The sequence below is a fragment of the Parapedobacter sp. SGR-10 genome (assembly GCF_011030405.1).
Lineage (GTDB): Bacteria > Bacteroidota > Bacteroidia > Sphingobacteriales > Sphingobacteriaceae > Sphingobacterium.
On record NZ_JAAJTJ010000021.1, the window covers coordinates 41886 to 61282 of the forward strand.

Sequence of the window (19397 nt, forward strand, 5' to 3'; positions counted from 1 at the left end):
GTTATTTTTTAGTGTTAATTCCTGTTTTATCAGACTCGGATTGATCCTTTGCGGCCGGATACAATACGGCTGTTATGGGAGGAACCTGACCTATTTGCTGTCGAATGAATCCAGCCAATACAGCTGCAGTCGTTGTATTTAGTTTTTTTTCATATTCCTCCAAAAAATGAAAGGAATCGTCTCCATTGAAGAGCGAATTGCGTATATAGCCGCTCCAGAAAGAATCTTTTTGCCGGTTCAGTTCCATTTCCTTACGAAGATTGCTTTTGACGTCTTCCAATGTGGCTGCAAAACTTACCGGATTTTCTGCCATGTGTTTCAAACGGTTCTGTATCGTTTGGATCAACAATTTGGCATCTTCGGGCTTACAGCTGAACCGGATACTGGTTCGTGCCAATGGGTCGGGGTGCTGTGTTGCACTGCCCGATACGCCGATGCTATAGATCATACCCATTTCTTCACGCAGTTCTTTCAACAGTTGCGTACGGATGACAGCTGTAGCCATATCGGTCTGCAACGATTGCTCGTGGTACCCTAACGGCACATCTTCAGTTTGGTAAGTCAGCCACACAGTTGCTTTTGGTGTATCCCCTTGATATCTTTCGAATCTTTCTCCTTGAACCAACGGAGGACGCCTGTACCGATAAGCTGTGTCTACCACACCTGCCGGAAGCCCACCGAGGTACGTCAATACGAGTTCACGCAATTGTTCGTCTTTGGGATCTGCAATAACGATAAACGTAAACCCCGAAGCTGCACCAAACGCCCGCTCGAAAATGGGAAGGATCCGGTCTTGTTTCAGCCCGTTGGCAATGACCGTATCGGTCACTTCCTGCGTCGTATAATCTTTTCCATTCAGCAGGTATCCCAAATCCCTTCCAAAGATGGAAGACGGCGTTTGGTTGGTATGCCGATAATTGTCCATGGCCTTTTCTTTAACCTGTGCAAAAATGCTGCTGTCTGCTCTCGGTGCCGTCCATTTGAGGTAAATAAGCTGGAATAAGGTTTCCATATCTCTTTGTTCTGCACTGCCCGCAATGCCCGTGCGGGTTTTGTCTATCAGAAACCTAACCGATGCCGAATTCCCCGTAAGGTAATGGTTCAAGGATTCCCGGTTGAGATTTCCGGCTCCACTCAATGCCGTGATCTGTCCTGCGTACAGACCACTGATATAGTCTATCGAATCCAACGTGTAGAGCCCCCCTTTTCGAAATCCGGTGACTGTGATACGATCCCTTTCGGCAACAGGTTTGCGAAAAATGACCTGCACACCATTGGAAAGCAAGATCTGTTCGGCATCAATGGCAACTTTTCGCTCGCTATGCTGTACCACAGCCGGCGCGGGCGTATTCTCCATTAAAGCGTTCACTACGTCCAAAGGTTTGTGATAACGGGGCTGTGCCATACGGTGTGCCTCTTTAAACCAGTTCAATATATCCGCTTCGGTAGGAAGCTGTGAATCGATCTGTGTGTATCCGGTCAATAAGTAATAAGCCTTGTCCGGATCGTATCCTTGTCTCAATTGGTGCAACAAGGATATAGAGTCAACGCGGCCAATACCCTTTTGATACCAATCATACTCTTGTCGAGCCGGGATAACAGGTTGTCCTTTATAGAAATCATCGTAAAGTTCTTCCATCAAAACTGCGGACGGTATGGGCTTTGCATTGTCTGCCTTTCGCCTTAGCTGTGCCTCATAACTTTTCTTGACCAGGGCGATTTCGTTGTTATCAAAACCATACTGTACCAACTGTGCGAGCTGAGAAGCAAACTCCATGATCGAAGAATCGGGTTTGTCGGGATTGATCTCTACATTGGCAATGAGCAGGCGTTTGGTATTTAAGAAATTAGAATATTGTAAGCCTCCTTTGACATAAGTCGGTTTTTTGAAAGACAGGTCATTAAACCTTCGGCGCAACAATAACCGTAACAAGTCTGCCTGCAAGTAATTATTATACTCTTTTTGATGACGAACCGGTTTCGGCAGGTCCAATAAGCGGATGATGTTGAGCTCGACCTTACGCTCCCCGTCATTGATCACCTTTTTAAACGTATTTTTTGTATAACCGGGAATAGGCCAATTCTGAGGCTTTTTCTTTCTGGCAGGCAATGTAGCAAACTTCTCTTTGATACGTCGCACCACCCAGTCTGCGTCCACGTCACCCACCACGGCTACAGCCATAAGGGATGGTGTGTACCAGTCCCGATAATAGGCTCGGATCTGCTCGGCAGGTGCATGCAGGATAACCGCTGTATCACCGATGACCTTGCGCTCGGTAAAGCGGGAACCATTGAACAAAGCCTCCAAAAAAGCTTCTTGTGTGGCTTCACCACCCGTTTTGCGGGAGAGCCATTCCGAAAAAATAACCTGCCGTTCTTTTTCCACCGCCGAGCTATCCAGCTCCAGTCCTCCTGCCCAATCCGCAAGGATCGTCAAGGTCTGATCGACCAAAGCCGTGTCTTTGGACGGCAACTGCAATTTATACACGGTCTCATTGTAGGAGGTATGGGCATTGAGATCTTTGCCAAATCTGGCACCCTGTTGTTCCAGAAAACGTACCAACGAATCCCCTGGAAAATGCAGGCTACCGTTGAAGGCCATGTGCTCCAGAAAATGCGCCAGCCCACGTTGTGCTTCCTGTTCGGCTAGCGATCCCGTTTTCAGGAACAACCGATACACAGTCTCACCTACCGGATACGGATTCGCCCGGACATAGTACGTGAGCCCATTGTCCAATCTCCCTTTGACCAAAGGAGATGCAACAGATTGTGCATTAACTTTGGGTAACAGCAGAAAACTGAAACAACACCATATCCATATATACCAAATGTTGTGCATATGCTTTTATCTTACTTTTGTGATGACAAATTTTTTCTGGAGCTGATCGGGTCCCGGTAGTCCAAGGGTAATCCCTTGACTGTTACTCACCAGTTCAATAGTCAGTGTATTATCGTTATTGGGATCCAATGCCGGGCTTGCCATCCATCGTACCCGTATGGGCATATCGTAGATTCCGGGCAGAAAAACCAACGTGTTACCCGGCGTAACCATTTCGTAGTCTACACCCTCTTTAAGACCATTGCCGGGTGTGACCTGAAAAGTCACTTCTAGGTTTTCAGTCAAGGGTTTTGAACTTAAATAAACGTTATATGTCCGGACAGAATTGGCCATATAGTTTACCGTCTCGGAAGAGGTATTGTTGTTCATGATATGCAGAAACGGATGGTCAAAAGGTTGCTGTTCTTCCTTTCCGCAAGCTGTAAGAAGTAGCATAATCCATGCCGTACTGTATAATATTGTTCTTTTCATTATTGTCTTGTTAATTGTTCACGGTCGGATTGGGTTTCATATTCGGGTTAGCGTCCAGCTCCCGTTGTGGAATAGGCAGTATAAAATAATCACTTGGATAAGTGAGTTTTTGAACAGTAGATGTTGTCGTCATATCCCGTACAAGGTCTTGCTTCCGCCGTGCGATATCGAATAGCCGGTGTCCCTCCAATGCTAATTCACGTACACGTTCCTGATAAACGATTTCCGTCATGGCATCCAGATCTGATTCGGGTAAAGTGATGTTGGAGGAGGCTGTTTCGATGGCACGTGCCTGAATAGTTTTGATGTCGACAGCCGCTTGTGCAGGTTGCTTTTTCCCTATGTAAGCTTCCGCCCGGTTGAGGTACATTTCCGAAGCGCGTAAGGTCAACGGATTGACATGTTGCTTGTCAGTCGACATTTGTACGGCATCAAACTTGCGCGTCACAAAGTAGAAACCCGACCCTACGTCTATCTTCAAGATAAGATTAGCCTTACGTATATCATCATCGTCCTCATAGCTATCCAAAAGCTTGTTTGCCGGTGTACCTGAGGGGTAGCCCAACGTTGCTTCAGAAACACGAAAATTGTAGAAACTGAAAATACCAGACCCCTTGTCCTCTCCGTTGAGCCGGAAGATCGTTTCGGTTTCCGATCCAGCCAGGTTAAAGAACATGTCGGTATAGGCATCACTTTGTGCCAAAGGCAACTTTTTGATAACCTCTCCGGCATAATAAATAACCTGATCCCAATCTTCCATATAAAGGTAGACCCTGGACAGTAGCGCCTGTACAGCGTCTTTCGAGACGAAATAAGGCCGTTGCTTGGCAGTACGCCATGCAGGAGTGCTGTTATAGATCCGTTCGGCTTCCTTGAGGTCGTTGAGAATAAATTCATACACTTTCCCCACGGACTGCCGTGAAACGTTATCATCGGGACTAGGTGTCTGCGATAAAATGGGGACACCTAAATGTGTAGCTCCTGCTGTATATGTATACGGTTGCGCATAAGCTCTGCAAAGATCAAAATGCCCCAGTGCCCTCAGAAATAATAATTCGGCTTTGTAGATATCCAATTCGTTTCTGTTTGCTGGAAACTTCTCTTTCAACGAAGGAATATAAAATAGAGCGTTGTTCACATTGGCAAGCGCAGCCAATATATCCGACCATATTTTTGCCGATGGTGCAGCTTCTTGGTCCGGAATGGAGGCGAAGTTATAGATATTAATCTGTCCTTCATTGATCAATGACAGATCCGGGTTCAACAGGTCCCCGGCCAATTCGGGATAGATATAAAAGTGATTGGAATAATAATCGTATGTTTTGGCATATGCCCCGGGGATAGCCGCCCGAATACCATCCATATCAGAGAAAAGGACAGGAATAGTCGTTTGTCCCACAGGCATGACAGTCAAAAATTTCTTACAACTACTCATGCTGAGGAACAGCAGAGCAAAAAGGCTACAGTATTTTATCTTTTGTGTGTTCATGTTGTCGCTTGCTTAGAGTTTTACATTTAGTCCTACCGAAACGGTCGTCTCCATCGGATATCCCGACATGGTCTGCTTGTAGGAGTTTCTACCTGCTTTATCATAAGGTGTCCACACTCCTATGTTGTCGGCCAAAAGCGAAACACTTGCCCCTTTCAATCTTATCCTTTGTGTCCATGCCTCGGAAAGGTCGTAAGTCAGGTAGATATTCTTCAATCGAAGGAAAGTGGCATTCTGTAAGTATCGGGTCGAGTTCATCGTTGAACTTGCATTCGCAACCTGCCACAGCGGTTTTGGTGATAATGCCAGATCGCCCGGCTGCTGCCATCTATCCAATTGATTCACAGACTGATTGCTTTCCATTAGGTGCAATCCATCGGAGGAAGCGTCCCTTCCAAAAGATGTAAATCTATATCCACCGGCAGAGTAGACCGCTAAAAAGCTTAAAGTCCAATCTTTATATTGGAATGTGTTGGTGATCCCGCCATAAAACCAAGGAGTCGAATTTTTGTACGGTACACGATTCGCATTACTATAAGTACGTGTCACATTTCCATTACTATCATACCAAAGTGGCGCTCCATCACGTGGATCTACCCCTGCCCATCGTACGAGGAAATAGGTGTTCAGATCATAACCTTCCATCCAAATCGTCCTGTCTCTGGTCTGCGGAATACCTTGATAGAGTTCAAGCAGTTTATTTTCATTGCGCGAGATATTTGCTATGGTACGCCAGCTGAAATCACGGCGTTGGATATTGATTGTCTCGATATTCATTTCAATCCCCCGATTTTGTGTAGATCCTATATTTCGGCTCACTCTAGTGTCACCTGTTGTCCGGGACACATCCTGTTCTTGCATGAGGTCGATTGTCTTTTTGTAATAGACTTCTACGTCCACATCCACCCGGTTCCCAAAATTGGCACGCAGACCGATATTGGCCATCTGCGACTGTTCCCAGCTCAAATTACGATTCCAAACACTGATCATTGTAGATCCACTTACACCGGCGTAGTTGCTCGAAGTGCCATAGGTATATAGGCCCTGTGCACGTAGATTGCCCAATCGAGAGTTACCCAACGTGCCATAAGAGGCTTTGAGTTTCAATACTTTCAGCAGGTCACTTTGGAAAAAATCTTCATTTTGTATGTTCCAGGACGAACCTACGGACCAGAAATGCCCCCATTGTGAATCTTCTCCGAAATCCGAGTTGCCATCCGAGCGCCAGTTCAGGTTAAGATAATATTTGCTATCGTAATTGTATCCTCCTTGACCAAAGAAGGAAGAACGCCTTACCCTGTTGGATGAACTGCCGGCATTTTCCCGTGTCGCCGCATAGGAGATTTCTTTGATATGGTCATTTGCAAAGCCGTTTCCATAAGCTGATATACTTTTATTGTCTTGGGAACTGGCTTCAAATCCCAATAAGCCGGTTACATTATGCTTTCCAAATTGCCGGTTGTAATTCAGCCTTTCAATAACGGACCAAACCAAGAAATTGGCATGGGCACGGGTGGCATAGCCTCGGGGTTCACCTTGTAAGCTTATGCCGGACCAGTTGCTCCTTGCCGCATAGATTTCTTCATGGCTACTTTGGATATTGGCCCCTAACTGACTGGTGAATTTTAGACCGGAGGCAATCTGATAATCCAAAAGGAGGTTGTTGACGGAATAAAAGCCGCGTTGCATATAGTCGTTTTCCTCACGTTCGGCCACACTATTGAAAAATTTACGGGAGTCGACACTAGGCACAAAATCGCCCGTTGCAGCATCCTGTAGAGGAAGTATCCGTTCATACCACAGCCGCATTGATCCATCCTCGTTGTAAGGAGATAGAATAGGTAATGTGGCATAAAAATCGGTGCTCGGGTTGAAAATGTCATTTATATTATACGAGCCCGACATTTGCAGGCCCAGGTTTAACCGGTCCGTAATCTTGAAATCGATGTTGCTGCGTAACGAAAAACGGTCTTGCTTGTTTCCTTTGATGGTGGACTTGTTGGAAAAATATTCGCCCGAAACAAAGTAGTCCACGGTCTCCGATCCGCCACGTATATTGATGTTGTTTTGAGAATAAGTACCGGTACCGTAATACACATCATACCAGTCTGTGTTGGTGGCACTGTAGGCATTGTTCGGCAGATCCTGATAGGGAAAATAAGTTATGTCATTACTAGGAACATTCAGATAGGCCTCACGGGCGAGCTCCATGTATTGCTTGGCATCTAATACCTTAAAGCGGGTAGAATTGTTGATCTGAGCCAGACCATACCGCGAGGTAACACTCAATGAAGGGGCACTTTTGACACCTTTCTTTGTCGTGATGAGTATGACCCCGTTGGCGCCGTCTGCACCATAAATGGATGCCATTGTCGCATCTTTAAGGACTGTGATGCTCTCGATATCATCCGGGTTGAGGTAGGAGAGTGGACTTACTGAAGTATTCATTCCCGGAATCATATTCGTGCGATCACCGGTAAATACACGTATGCCGTCTACGATCCACAGCGGTTCATTAGAAGCGGACAATGACGCTTGGCCACGTACACGAAGATTCATACGAGGGCGGGTACTGCTCGCCTGGTCGGTATTGAAGTCTATCTGTAATCCTGGAACCAGCCCCTCCAGCATATTATCTACCCGTTGTGCAGGCAAATTTTTGATCTGCTCACTGGTGACTTGAAAGGCACTCCCGACCATATCCAATCGTTTTTGGGCAACACCGTAGCCGCCGACGATAACCGTTTCCTCCAAAACGTTGACCGTTGCCGTCAACCGTACGTCCATAGCATTCTGTGTACCGGCCGCGATTTCCTTCGCCTCCATACCTACATAGGTAAAAACCAGCACTGGGCTGGTCACGGTCGATGGGATATTCAATTCATAACGTCCTTGTTCGTCTGTTTGGGCAACCCTTCCCGGGGCATTTTTGATATAGATGGTCACTCCCCCCAGCGGTTCTCCGGATTCATTGCTGACCTTCCCCCTTATGATACGTTCCTGCTGTACAGCAGAAAGCGCAGGATTTCTATGGGGCTTTACGGAAACCTTACGTACGATGATGACCTTGTCATCAATTTCGTATGTGAGGCCATTAAGTCTGAACAGCTCGTTTAAAACGACGTCCAACCTCTGGTCCTTTATGTCCAACTTTCCAGAGCGTAGATTTTGTATGTCTTCCTTTTTATACAGAAAAGTATATCCGCTCTGCCGTTCCAATTGTACAAACACACTTTCCAATGGCAGATTGGTTACCGAAAGATTGATTTTTACACTTGCTTTCCCTTGCGCGTGTGCCTGCAAGGGCTGCTCGGCCAAAAAGAGCAGGACAGCTAGAAGGCAAGTTGTTTTCCATATTCGAGCTAAAAACGGATTGTTCATGAGGTAAGGTTATTGTTTTTTAATAGTGTTCATATGTTTTGCCACAATACGGTTTCCCGACATTTCAAAGTGGATATCATCTAGTTTTTCAAACTTCCGCAATACGTTGTTGACATCCGGATAGAGCAGAATCTTTCCACTGGCCGAAACCTTGTGCAAGGATGGATCCGCCAAAGCAACTTCCAGATTGTACCAACGGCCAATCTGACGCAAGATTTCATCCATCGGCATATTGTCAAAGGCCAGCCAACCGTCTTTCCAATTGGCGGCTATCACAGGATCTGCAGATACGACTACAGCCCGTCTGCCTTCCAGGTTGTATTGCACCTGTTTTCCAGGTGTAAGCACCAGCTCTTCTTGTGTCCCTTGACTTCGCAATGCTATACGTCCCTCCATAAGCGTGGTATAATGGACAGGCTCGTTTGCATAAGCCTTCACATTGAATACCGTGCCGAGAACCCGTATCTGTTGCTGTGCCGTCTCCACGACAAACTGCTTCTCTTTACTATGTGCAATCTCGAAAAAAGCCTCTCCTTCTAATTTTACACGCCGCTCATGGCCCGGAAAAGAGGACGGAAACGTAAGGGTAGAACCCGCATTAAGGAATACTTTCGATCCATCGGGAAGAACGATCTGATATTTTTGCTTGTAGGGAACGATAATTTTATGCATCTCTGGCGAAGGGGTGGTCTCAAGCGTACGGACGATCAACATACCATCCTCTTCGGTAAAATCAACTTCATTGGCACGTAAAAAAGAAAGAGTATCTGTCTCGATACGTTCTCCCGAGGCCAACATCAATTGTACACCTGCCACGCTATCCTGCCGTGTGAGGATCACCTCGGGGTCTGCCTGTGAGGATGATAGAAAACGCAACAATAAGCCAAAAGCGATCATCACGGCAACACTGGCTGCAACAAGTACATAATGCCTGCGTGATAACCGTTTTGTGGGATACACGGTATCCAATGCCTGTGAGTAAGCCGCTTTGGTATCAAACATCGCTAGCCGGGCCAATCCCCGTTGCACAAGCTCCGGACTATCCAGCTCATCGACAAGGGATTTCAGTGCCGGATCATCGGCGATCTGCCGTTCCAACTTCTCCCGCTCCGTTTGATCCAACTCTCCGGTACGATACAAAAATATTTTTTCCGCTAGTTCAAACGGGTTTCTTTCTGCCATTTTTAAGGGTTTATGGAAGTATTACAAACAACTCTTGGAAAAGGATTAGTCTGATATGAAATATTTTAGTTTTTTCTGCTTCTTCATCAAATAGATCGCTGATGGACGAGTAGGTTTCTATTGATCTACTATAGACTCATATACCATAGATATTAATTAATAGTAAAGAAGTGTCTAAGTAGTGTCTATATAGAGGTTTACCTCTATGAACCCTCTACTAACCCTCTACTAACCCTCTATTTACCCTCTATTAATACCTTAGTATTTATAGTGCATTAGTATCTTAATAGTTAAATATTAACGAAGTCTATGTAGCATATTTGAAGAGAACACATACTTCGGTTTTTTTAAGAAATGCTATCGGGAAAAGACACTGTATTCTTACTGAAATGTTTTCCAAAGGATAAGGGCTACTAAGGGGTATAGATCTTTCAATATGCGTTGCAATGCTTTTTTCGCATTATTTTTGTGTACTTTGACCGTATTGATGCTTATGTCCAATATCTCCGCTATTTCGGGGTTCGTCTTTTGTTCAAAGAATGCCAATTTGAAGACTTCCGATGTTTTGTCCGGCAATTGTGACGCAGCATCCAGAATATGTTTATAGAGTTCTGCTCTGATGATGGTATGAAAGTGATCATCCTGCTTATAGAGTTCCGGATTGCGGTCACCCAGTCCTTTCAATATACGAGAATGTGTAGATTCGGCGTTCAACTCGTTGACAGAAGCATTTCTTACACTTTTGTACAGGTAGTTGTGCATGTGCTGCATGTCTTCAAACCGGATCTGCTCCTGCCATAGCTTCACGAGTACAGCCTGTACCACGTCCTCTGCTTTTTGCTGATCATTGAGGATAGAATAAGAGAAAAAGCATAGTGGCTGATAAAAGCGTTCATAAATAAGCTCCCATCTTTTTCTCTCTTCTTGCAAGTTGTGAACATCGACCGGCATAGTTTCTCAAGCAGTAAGGCTAAATACGTAGATATTACCCGAGACCAAAGATAGCGCTTTTCGTTCAAATGTATTGTTGTTTAAAACATTCTAGGAAGTCAAAAAAATATTCTTCTCGGTCTTGGGAACCAGCCCTAAGAACTTTGCCTCATCAAACATCGTCTGTATAGCCCGACGTCCGACCTCTCCCAGATCCGACGAATACTGATTGACATACAATTCGATATGCTTGTACATCACGCTTTCTTCCATCTCCTGCGCATGGGAACGGATATAATCCAGTGCGGATTTCGGATGGGCAAAAGCGTATTCGACGCTCTGATGAATCAATTCGTTCACCAAAAGCCTAGTCTCCACAGGCAAACTTCTTTTGATCACAATACCGCCCAATGGAATAGGATTCTGTGTGGTCTTTTCCCAATAATCACCCAGGTCGATGACCTTGTGCAGACCTTTGTCCTGATAGGTGAATCTATTTTCGTGAATAATAAGGCCGAGGTCAATTCTTCCGTCCAACAAAGCTTGCTCTATATCCGAAAAAATCAGTTCTTGCTTGTTTTGTAATAACGGATAGGCCAGACCTAATAAAAAATTGGCTGTGGTGTACTTCCCGGGGATACCGATTTTTAACTTTTGAAGCTCTTGCGGCAGGAAAGAGCCGGCATATTGTGTCAACTGCTCTGCCAGAGCTTCGTCTTTCGCAATCAACAGAGGTCCCACACCAAATCCCAGGGCACTGCCCGCATCCAACAGCTCATAGTCTTCCACCGCATACGCGAAGGCATGGTAGCTGAGCTTGGTAATGTCCAGCTCCTGCCGGAAAGCCTTCTGGTTCAAGGTCTCCACGTCATGGTATCCGACGGCAAAATCCAAGCCTTGCGTATCGATCTTGTGATGGATCAATGCGTCAAATATAAACGTATCATTTGGGCAGGGCGAAAAGCCGAGAGTGAGTTCCATACTCCAATAGTTTTGATAGAGCAAAGGTAGGATTTATGTTATTAAAAATGCTATATCCCCTCAATTTGGACACTTACCCCCCTTTAAAAATCATGGAATTTGCGGATTTTTGTTAGAGTTCACTTATAAACCATAACTTGCCACACTTATGCAAATGACGATGTATAGAAAATTTATTCTAATAGTTTACGCCGTTTTTATGTGGTTGGGCTTTTCCCTGGTAATAAAAGCCCAACCGCAAGATGACGATATTACCCAGGCTTTTGTACAGATATCCACAAAAATACGGGATAGCCATCCTCGGGTTTTTATAAATGAGGATATGCTGGGAGACATACAGGCAAAATCTGTGGACAGAAACCGTGAACATTTTGATGCTATGAAGGACCGTATCGACAAAACCATAGATAAGGACATCGTATTCAAAGATATAAGCATTACGGACGGTACACGAAGCACGGATCATGAATATGGGCTCATAGCCGCTGACGCTGCTCTGACCTATTTAGTTACCGGAGAGCCGGAATACTTGTATTACACCAAAAAAGTATTAAAAAAGCTCAATCAGTACTATGCTGCACGAAACGAACAGAATCTCAACATCCACTGGTATGCCTATTCAAGGATTTCAGCTTTAGCTGCCTTTGACTGGATATACAATGACCTGACAGAACGCGAACGCAGCGAGATAGGTGAACCGCTCCTAAGCACAATAAATACCATGGTCTTTCTCGATGGGCGTAAACCTGCTCCGCGAGAAAACCGAGGAGACTACCAAACCGGATATTATGGCAATCCTGTGCTGGCCTGGTATGCCGGTCTGGTCTTTTACAAGACAGGCATCAATGATCAGATGGCCGAGAAACTACTCAAACAAGGCTTTGAGGAACATTGGAAACTTCTTAGTTACCGAAAGCAGGTCGCCGGCGATGATGGCGGATCTGCTACAGCAGTAATGGAATACAATATTCAAGCCTATCCTTGGGCAGAGTTTAATTTTTTCCATAGTGTAAAGTCGGCTACAGGTATTGATGTTTCTCAGCAATGGACTTCCCCTCTGGATCTAATGTATTATACCGTCTGGAACTGGTTACCGGGTAACCGCCACGTTGGATATGGGGATGTAGACCATATTGCTAATCAATTGCCTTTACGTCACATGTATTCCCATCTGACACAAATCAGGCATTTCTACGCCCAAAGCCATCCCAATATCATGCCTTTACTAAATTGGATATCCGGAAAAGTAAAGCAGTATCCTTCGGATGCTATCCCTTTCGCCAGGTATCTCGTGGACTACCAAATCAACGGAAAAAATACTGTAGGGAAAGCGACAGAAGAACTTACGGATTTGCCTTCTGCCATGCACTTCGAAAACATGGGACAGATATTCATGCGGTCCGGTTCCGGCCCCAATGATACGTATGCCTCATTCTCGGCAGGAGGCATTCTTACCCAGCACCGCCATTACGACAACAACAACTTTGTGATCTATCGCAATGGTTTTAGGGCTCTTGATTCGGGCACACGTCCCGAACCCGGGCAGCACCTCACACATTACTATTGCCGCACGGTTGCACACAACTGTGTCACGATCCGAATGCCCGGCGAAAAGTTTCCCGCGTATTGGGGTGGTCCAGCTTCTACCGAAACACCTTTATCAATACCCAATGACGGAGGTCAACGAGAGCTCTTAGGGTCTACCATAGTAGGGTATAGCCAAAACAAACAATATGTCTATATTGCGTCGGATGCTACAAAGACTTATCACGAGGACAAAGCACAAACTGTTCTCCGACAGTTTGTATTTATACAGCCTGATGTATTTGTGGTTTTTGACAAAGTCGTCTCCAAGTCGGCTGATTATCCCAAAACCTGGTTATTGCACACTGCTTCGGAACCGATTTTTGTAAAAGACAACGAATTCTATGAGACATCGCAGGGCGGTACCTTATTTTGCCGTACAATATTCCCTAGGGAGACAAAAGCAACAAAAATTGGTGGTCCTGACAAGCAGTTTTGGTCGGACGGTCAAAATTGGCCTTTACCAGCCTTGACACCCAAGGACTGGAACTATCGCCCAGACAACCCCAACAGATATGAAAAACTTGCTATTATGCCCCTATTGGGGCAATGGAGGATAGAGATTGCTCCTCAGGCACCTAAATTGAAAGACAGCTTTCTGCATCTGATACACGTAGGTGACAAGAACTTAAAGAAGATGATTGCCTCCAAAGCTATAGATCAGGAAAATAAAAAAGGGGTAGAATTTGATTATGAGGGAAAGACCTATGAAATTTTATTTTCTAATGATGACACAGTCGGTGGCAGCATTCGTATCACCAAAAATGGAGCCACTATAGTAGACGAGACGTTCACGTCCAGGGTAGAACACCAGGAAAGTATATTCAAAACAAAGTAAAACAAATTTCACGGAAACATAAAAAAGCAAAGCATGAAACAATTCAATCCATCCGTCACAAAAACAAAAAACTATCTCTGTTTAATAAGCTTAATGGGTTTACTTTTCTTATCCTGTAGTTCACCCAAGCCCAAAGATACAGTCTCTACCGGCACCTACTATTTCCCCGAAGGCTATCTGGACGAAGTCGAACAGGTTCCGGCTTTTTGGGTGGCTTCGATAGAAGAGATCGATACTTATCTAAAGACCAAGGTAAAGAAAGGCAAAGTAGAAACCGTGGGTACATCGGCAGGAGGGCGGCCTATCTTCTCGGTCTCTTACGGCAGCAAGAGAACAGGATCGGGAACAACTACTTTCTCCGGTTCATTAGGCGTTTACGACATTGCTCCCTACAGGGGAGAGGATAGCGACAAGCTGGTCTACATGGGTCTAGGCGGTGTACATGGATTTGAGCTGGAAGGCATTATGGGTATTATCAATATGATCGAGGTCTTTGAAACCGGAAAAGACCTTAACGGGAAGAAACGGCCCGAACTGGCTTCCATGCTCGATTCAGTAGATAGGATCGTATTGATACCGTTGGTGAGTCCTGACGGCAGAGCACGCATTCCGATACGCATGGAAACAGATAAAGGAGTCGATTCTCCACAATCCTTTACGGTACATGAGTATCTGAACACCGGAGGTAAAAAAGACGGAAGTATCATTGGCTGGCCGGATGTAAAGGAGCATATTCCCATGGATTTTGCGGATTTTGGTTTTCCGGGAGGATATCCAAACGACAATGGGGTCAACATTATGCACGACGATTTCTTTGGTTCACCCCAGCCCGAAACCAGGATGCTATTCGATATAGCAGCAAACGAGAAACCGGACATCATCATCAATATGCATACAGGAGTACCCAAGAACAATTATTTTATGCAGATCCATCGTCCATTTGCAGAGCCCGAATTGCAACCTATATTTGAGGGACTTTACAGACAGATCAAAACCAGCCTGACAGAGCATGGGCTACAAGGATCAAATGATGCCACTGTCGAGTCTATTCCACCCCAAGAGTACAGTCGCTATAATCTGAGTACCGCACTCAATCTGCACTGTGGAGCACTGAGTGTAGTCATCGAATCGCCCAGTCATGGGTTTCAAGGCACTAATCTCGCCGGAGTACCTACCGCCCATACGCCTGAAGACCTGCTGGACGCACAGATCATCGCTCATCTGGAATCTATGAAATTTTTAGTCCAAACAGGTGGCCGCAGCAAATGGCAAAAAGATTTTTTTAAATAGGGAATAAACGTACTGAAAGTTCCACAATGTCAATAAAAAAAACAGGTATACCGAGGATATTTCGGTATACCTGTCCTGTTATAAAAACAACCGCTTATTCCTATTTAACCACAAACTCAAACCCTGCTACCCTAAAATCGCCGGATTCACTCGTATTAAAAAAGGATAGAAACTCGGCATGGTTCTCCCCACCCTTCAGTACAATGCCCAAATCAGAAACATTGACAAACTGTCGGCTGTGATTGGCCGTGATCTTCACCTCTTCTATTCTTTTCTTATCATTGCCTTTGAATACGAGCATTTTTCCGGGAACCTGACGGTTTACGATGGTACAGGATTCCGAATCTCCTAAGTAGGTAAAAGCAATTTTGGTGAGTTCTATCGTAACAGAAGGTGCGATATCGCTCAGGTCAAGACTCAAAAAATAACCCTCATTCTTATTTATTCCGGGACTCTCACCTCCCTTTACACCCAATTGTCCATGGCCGGACCTGTCTATTCCCGCGTTGACAATACCCGATGGATCTATACGTTTAGCGTCTATTCTGAACTTGAATGCTTTTCCAAACAAGTTCTTGTTGGTTACTTCTCCGTAAGGAACCCAATCCGGGGTATCAAGGGGATACAAGGCTCCGGAAGGGTCTATTCCGATGGGAGAAATATCGTGAAAAAGTTTGAATCCATGAGAGGCTGTATTAGGATTGGGGGCATCAAGGACGAATGTATTATTTTTTAAAACCAGATCTGACTTCCCCTCTTGAAAAGTTACAGTAAATTGGCCGGCTTTGTTTGCGGGAATCTCTGCATCAAATCCCACCATGACGATACCTCGATTCTGTTGATTGTATGTACCATACTTGTAATCTCCAAATTCACAAGTATACTGGCTTGGATTTTCCGAGGGCCGTATCACTAAGTTGAAAGGAATATCGGCGCTAAACTTTAGAAACATGGTTTTCCCTTTTTGGGAAAGTTTGATCGTACTCTTATCGACAATCTCAGCCAACGCAGGGGTAACCATATTCCACCTCAAGCTGACCGGATTCGAGTTTGCCTGCACAAAATCCTCTATCTTTAGGTAAGAATCGTCAACTATCACGGCCTTTCTATTCGCTGCTTTTACCTCATTGTTGAGGTTTAAAACGGGAGTAAGATCTATTTTGGCTCCCTTCTCTTTCTTACGGTCAAACGTTTCGATGATCTCCGCTTTACCGTCCACATTATGCCGTTTGTTGTTGATAGTGAGCGTGTTGTGATTGAGGTTATTATAACGAAATATATCCCACCGCTGCGAGTTTTGGGACATGTTCCAAAGATCTACACCTTTGGACTCCAAAGTGAGATAGCTTTGCAAGCCGAAATCCATAGCCCACCTCAAGCCTCCGACATCATAGACAAAAGTCCCCTGATCCATGTGCCCATGCGGTGCTGAAGCTTTTCCTCCCTTGATACCCAAGTATCTTCCCTGGCCAGCCTCCCAAGCTGTGCGGACAATAGATACCGGTGTAATACCGTGGCCTGTAAACATTTGTTTGCCCGGTGGTTTTATACCGGAAAGATTCAAGTCTTTGCCAAAAATAAGTACATTGGGCAACATTCTTTCCTCATCAGAACTTTGTTTTTTCGTATATGCCCCACTCTGAATCAACGACTTTTCTTGATATACCAGGGCAGGATCATTCCGTTTCTTGGCAAACCAAAACATTGACGGAGAAGCAGACACGCTTCTGCCGTTGTCCGAATAATTGAAATACCATCCGGAAGGCCCTGTAGCAAAGAGCATATAATCGGCTGATTCCATAAAACCTGGTGTCCGGGCCAACCCTTTGTCTGAACCCAAGGCACTTTCTAAAGCTGCAAACATCATCACCTGGAATGAGGTGCCGTAATTCCAATAGCCCGGACCTTCAGGATAATTGCCATCCGGGCCATAGGCTTGTAGGGCTAAGAGGTTTGTTTGCAGTGCCCTTTCAATAATGGCTATGGATTGCTCTTTTGCATCTTCAAAAATAGCCAATGCGCCGAAAACCAGTCCTGCATTACAGACGGAGTTCCAATTGTTATGTGCTCTCAGAAACCAGGCGTCTTTTTCGTTATAAGAGGGGGCAAAAGCTTTCTCTAAGATAGCTTTACGAACCTTTTCTTTTGTTCCTATTTGTAGGTCGTCATACAACCAATCGTAGGCTATCGCTACGGCCATACACATCTCTCCCACATCAAGGAAATGCGAAGGATTCCAACTCTCGAAATCGCACAGGGCATGGAGCTCTCTTTCGGCCCGTTGCAGGTACTTCTCATCCTTGGAGACACGGTAGCTGTAGGACAAATAATACAATCGGGTGAGTGCCTGTCTAGAAACAGCCAATAATCTTTTTCCTCTTTTCTCAAATACCAACGGTTCTTCGTTTATCAAACCATCGGATACCTGATGGATATATTTGTCGATTTTCGTTAATTCCGGTTTTTTAGCCAATGATGCTTTTACACTGTTTTCTTCTCCTTTGCCCAACAAAAGCCGAGGATGTTCCCTTATCTGCTCATAGTCAAATGAATGTGCCGAACCGACCTCCTGTGCTCTTGCCGAAAGGCAAGCAAAAACAAACAAAAAAACAAAAATACCCTTTCTCATACTATAGAATTTAATACTATATCTACCTCTAGTCTGTCCATTGCGGCCGTTGTTTGAGGCTGTTGTTCAATTCCGTTTCTTGTAGCGGATAAGGCAACAGAAAATGCTTTTCTTTCGTAAAATTAATGCCGGGTTCCAGATAAGTCTGATGAAATTGATTTGTCGCATTAAATGAGGGATGGTTACGTATCATAGTATTCGTTTCGTCCAGCTTTTCTTTCAGCAAATTCCATCGAATCAGGTCCTGTTTACGCAACCCTTCAAAACACAGTTCTCTCAATCTCTCATTCACGATCTCGTCAAAAAACACATTGTGGTTCCAGCTTCCACTATAGGGTTCCTGTCCTGCACGTTCCCTTACCTTATTGAGGCTGGTCACAGCTGCCGGTGTCGCGTCGGCCGTACCAAACCTACCTCCAATAATTGCTTCCGCATGCATCAATAGCACATCCGAAAAGCGTAGTATCGGGAAATTAATGCTCGTAAAGTTAGGGTCTTTTTCTGACCCCGGCGTGTTGTTCAATATCGTATAGGGTGCGCTTGCCCACGGAGACCGGGTCTTTAGTTCCTCTATATCCGTCGGTTCCCACCGCCTAAATTTACCAATACCATACTCTTGATCCAAGGGGCTGTCAAAAATATACCTCATGGTAAATGTTTGGGTTCCGGAACTGAAATTATTTCTATAGCCTGCAATACTCCATGTACGCCGCGCATCCTCCGCCGAGTAGATATTATAAAGGGGGACACCTACATTGATAATGGCAAAGCCCCTAGGTATATCGGGCGTACCCACGAATTCTACACCATTGATATTTCCCAGTCTTCCACTGACATCTATACCCATATTATGCAAGTTACCAAAAGAAATCTCAAACAGCGATTCCCTTAGATCGTATTTGTCCTGCAGATAGTGGATAAAATGTTTCCTATAGCTATTCGGATCGGTAGCATAGGGTACTATGCTATGCCAGCCATCATTGATGATGATCTCGCATTGCTCCTTCGCCTTATCGAAATACTGTTGGGGGTTTTCAAAATAACAATCCGCCTCGTTTGGAGCCAGATAGGGATGGAATCCTCCCATCTTGAGGTACAACCTTGCCAATAGCCCATGTGCGGCCATCTTGTTGGGTTCACCCGGTACATACCCGGCATCTTGAGCATGATAGAGATGCTCTGCCGCAAATAAGTAATCTTTTTCCACCTGCTTATAGACATCAAATACGGGTGACGGAGGGAAATCATTGTCAGCCTGCGAATAACTTGGCGTTAGGCGCAAAGGAACCGGGCCAAACCAATTGGCTAGATTGAAATAACAGAAACCCCGGATAAAACGGGCTTTGGCCAACAGCCTGTTGTATTCTTCCTGGGTAAACAAATCAGCTTTCAGATTTTTCTCAAATTGGTTGATCAGATGTATACAGCTATAAAATCTCAGCCATGCGTTCTTTATTTCATCACTCGATGAGGTATATGCATACTTTGCGGCATCTCTTTGAGCCGAGGTCGTATTGGTGTAGCTTTCATCCGTACCGGCTTCCAAGATGACATTGAACATATACCCATACAAATCCTCCGTAGCCAATTGCCCGTAAATACCTGACAGGGCAAGGTCAGCCTCTTCCCTGGTGGAATAAAAAGACTCGTCTGTCCACGCATATTTCGGCTCGACTTCCAAAAACTTACTACATCCAGAAAGGCCAAGCATCACGGCTACAACAATTAAATATTTTATATTTCTTTTCATTTTAAGTCGTATTAGTAGATACAAATTTTTTGA

The 19397-nt window shown here is 44.9% G+C and carries 11 protein-coding genes; 2 read left to right on the plus strand and 9 right to left on the minus strand.

What is annotated here, in order from left to right:
* Position 1: 1 nt before the first annotated feature.
* The 7 genes from G5B00_RS13705 to G5B00_RS13735 form a co-directional block, all read right to left on the minus strand.
* The gene (locus tag G5B00_RS13705; protein WP_163876442.1) at positions 2–2839 is read right to left on the minus strand and encodes a M16 family metallopeptidase; all 2838 of its coding nucleotides are present in this window, start codon (positions 2837–2839) and stop codon (positions 2–4) included.
* Positions 2840–2845: 6 nt separating this feature from the next.
* A complete protein-coding gene (locus tag G5B00_RS13710) occupies positions 2846–3310 on the minus strand; it encodes a hypothetical protein (protein WP_163876445.1) in 465 nt (154 codons plus the stop codon).
* A gap of 10 nt (positions 3311–3320) precedes the next feature.
* Positions 3321–4799 (minus strand): RagB/SusD family nutrient uptake outer membrane protein, encoded by a 1479-nt coding sequence (locus G5B00_RS13715; protein WP_163876448.1) that lies wholly within the window; start codon positions 4797–4799, stop codon positions 3321–3323.
* A 12-nt stretch (positions 4800–4811) separates the two neighbouring features.
* On the minus strand, positions 4812–8180 hold the full coding sequence (locus tag G5B00_RS13720) for a SusC/RagA family TonB-linked outer membrane protein (RefSeq protein ID WP_163876451.1): 3369 nt from the start codon (positions 8178–8180) through the stop codon (positions 4812–4814).
* 9 nt (positions 8181–8189) lie between these two features.
* Positions 8190–9362, minus strand: a complete 1173-nt coding sequence (locus G5B00_RS13725) for a FecR family protein (protein WP_163876453.1) — start codon at positions 9360–9362, stop codon at positions 8190–8192.
* 381 nt (positions 9363–9743) lie between these two features.
* Positions 9744–10313, minus strand: a complete 570-nt coding sequence (locus G5B00_RS13730; protein ID WP_163876456.1) for an RNA polymerase sigma factor — start codon at positions 10311–10313, stop codon at positions 9744–9746.
* Positions 10314–10403: 90 nt separating this feature from the next.
* Positions 10404–11273 carry a menaquinone biosynthesis family protein gene (locus G5B00_RS13735; protein WP_163876459.1) on the minus strand — a complete coding sequence of 290 codons (870 nt, stop codon included), beginning with the start codon at positions 11271–11273 and terminating at the stop codon, positions 10404–10406.
* A 199-nt stretch (positions 11274–11472) separates the two neighbouring features.
* Here G5B00_RS13735 and G5B00_RS13740 point away from each other — a divergent pair, with 199 nt between their 5' ends.
* The gene (locus tag G5B00_RS13740) at positions 11473–13695 is read left to right on the plus strand and encodes a heparinase II/III family protein (protein WP_163876463.1); all 2223 of its coding nucleotides are present in this window, start codon (positions 11473–11475) and stop codon (positions 13693–13695) included.
* A 33-nt stretch (positions 13696–13728) separates the two neighbouring features.
* The gene (locus G5B00_RS13745; protein WP_163876466.1) at positions 13729–14985 is read left to right on the plus strand and encodes a M14 family zinc carboxypeptidase; all 1257 of its coding nucleotides are present in this window, start codon (positions 13729–13731) and stop codon (positions 14983–14985) included.
* Positions 14986–15085: 100 nt separating this feature from the next.
* Here the strand turns inward: G5B00_RS13745 and G5B00_RS13750 are convergent, their stop codons facing one another.
* Together G5B00_RS13750 and G5B00_RS13755 are read right to left on the minus strand one after the other, a co-directional pair.
* Positions 15086–17614 (minus strand): heparinase II/III family protein, encoded by a 2529-nt coding sequence (locus G5B00_RS13750; protein WP_205966426.1) that lies wholly within the window; start codon positions 17612–17614, stop codon positions 15086–15088.
* A 28-nt stretch (positions 17615–17642) separates the two neighbouring features.
* Positions 17643–19364, minus strand: a complete 1722-nt coding sequence (locus G5B00_RS13755) for a RagB/SusD family nutrient uptake outer membrane protein (protein ID WP_163876470.1) — start codon at positions 19362–19364, stop codon at positions 17643–17645.
* Between the last annotated feature and the right edge of the window lie 33 nt (positions 19365–19397).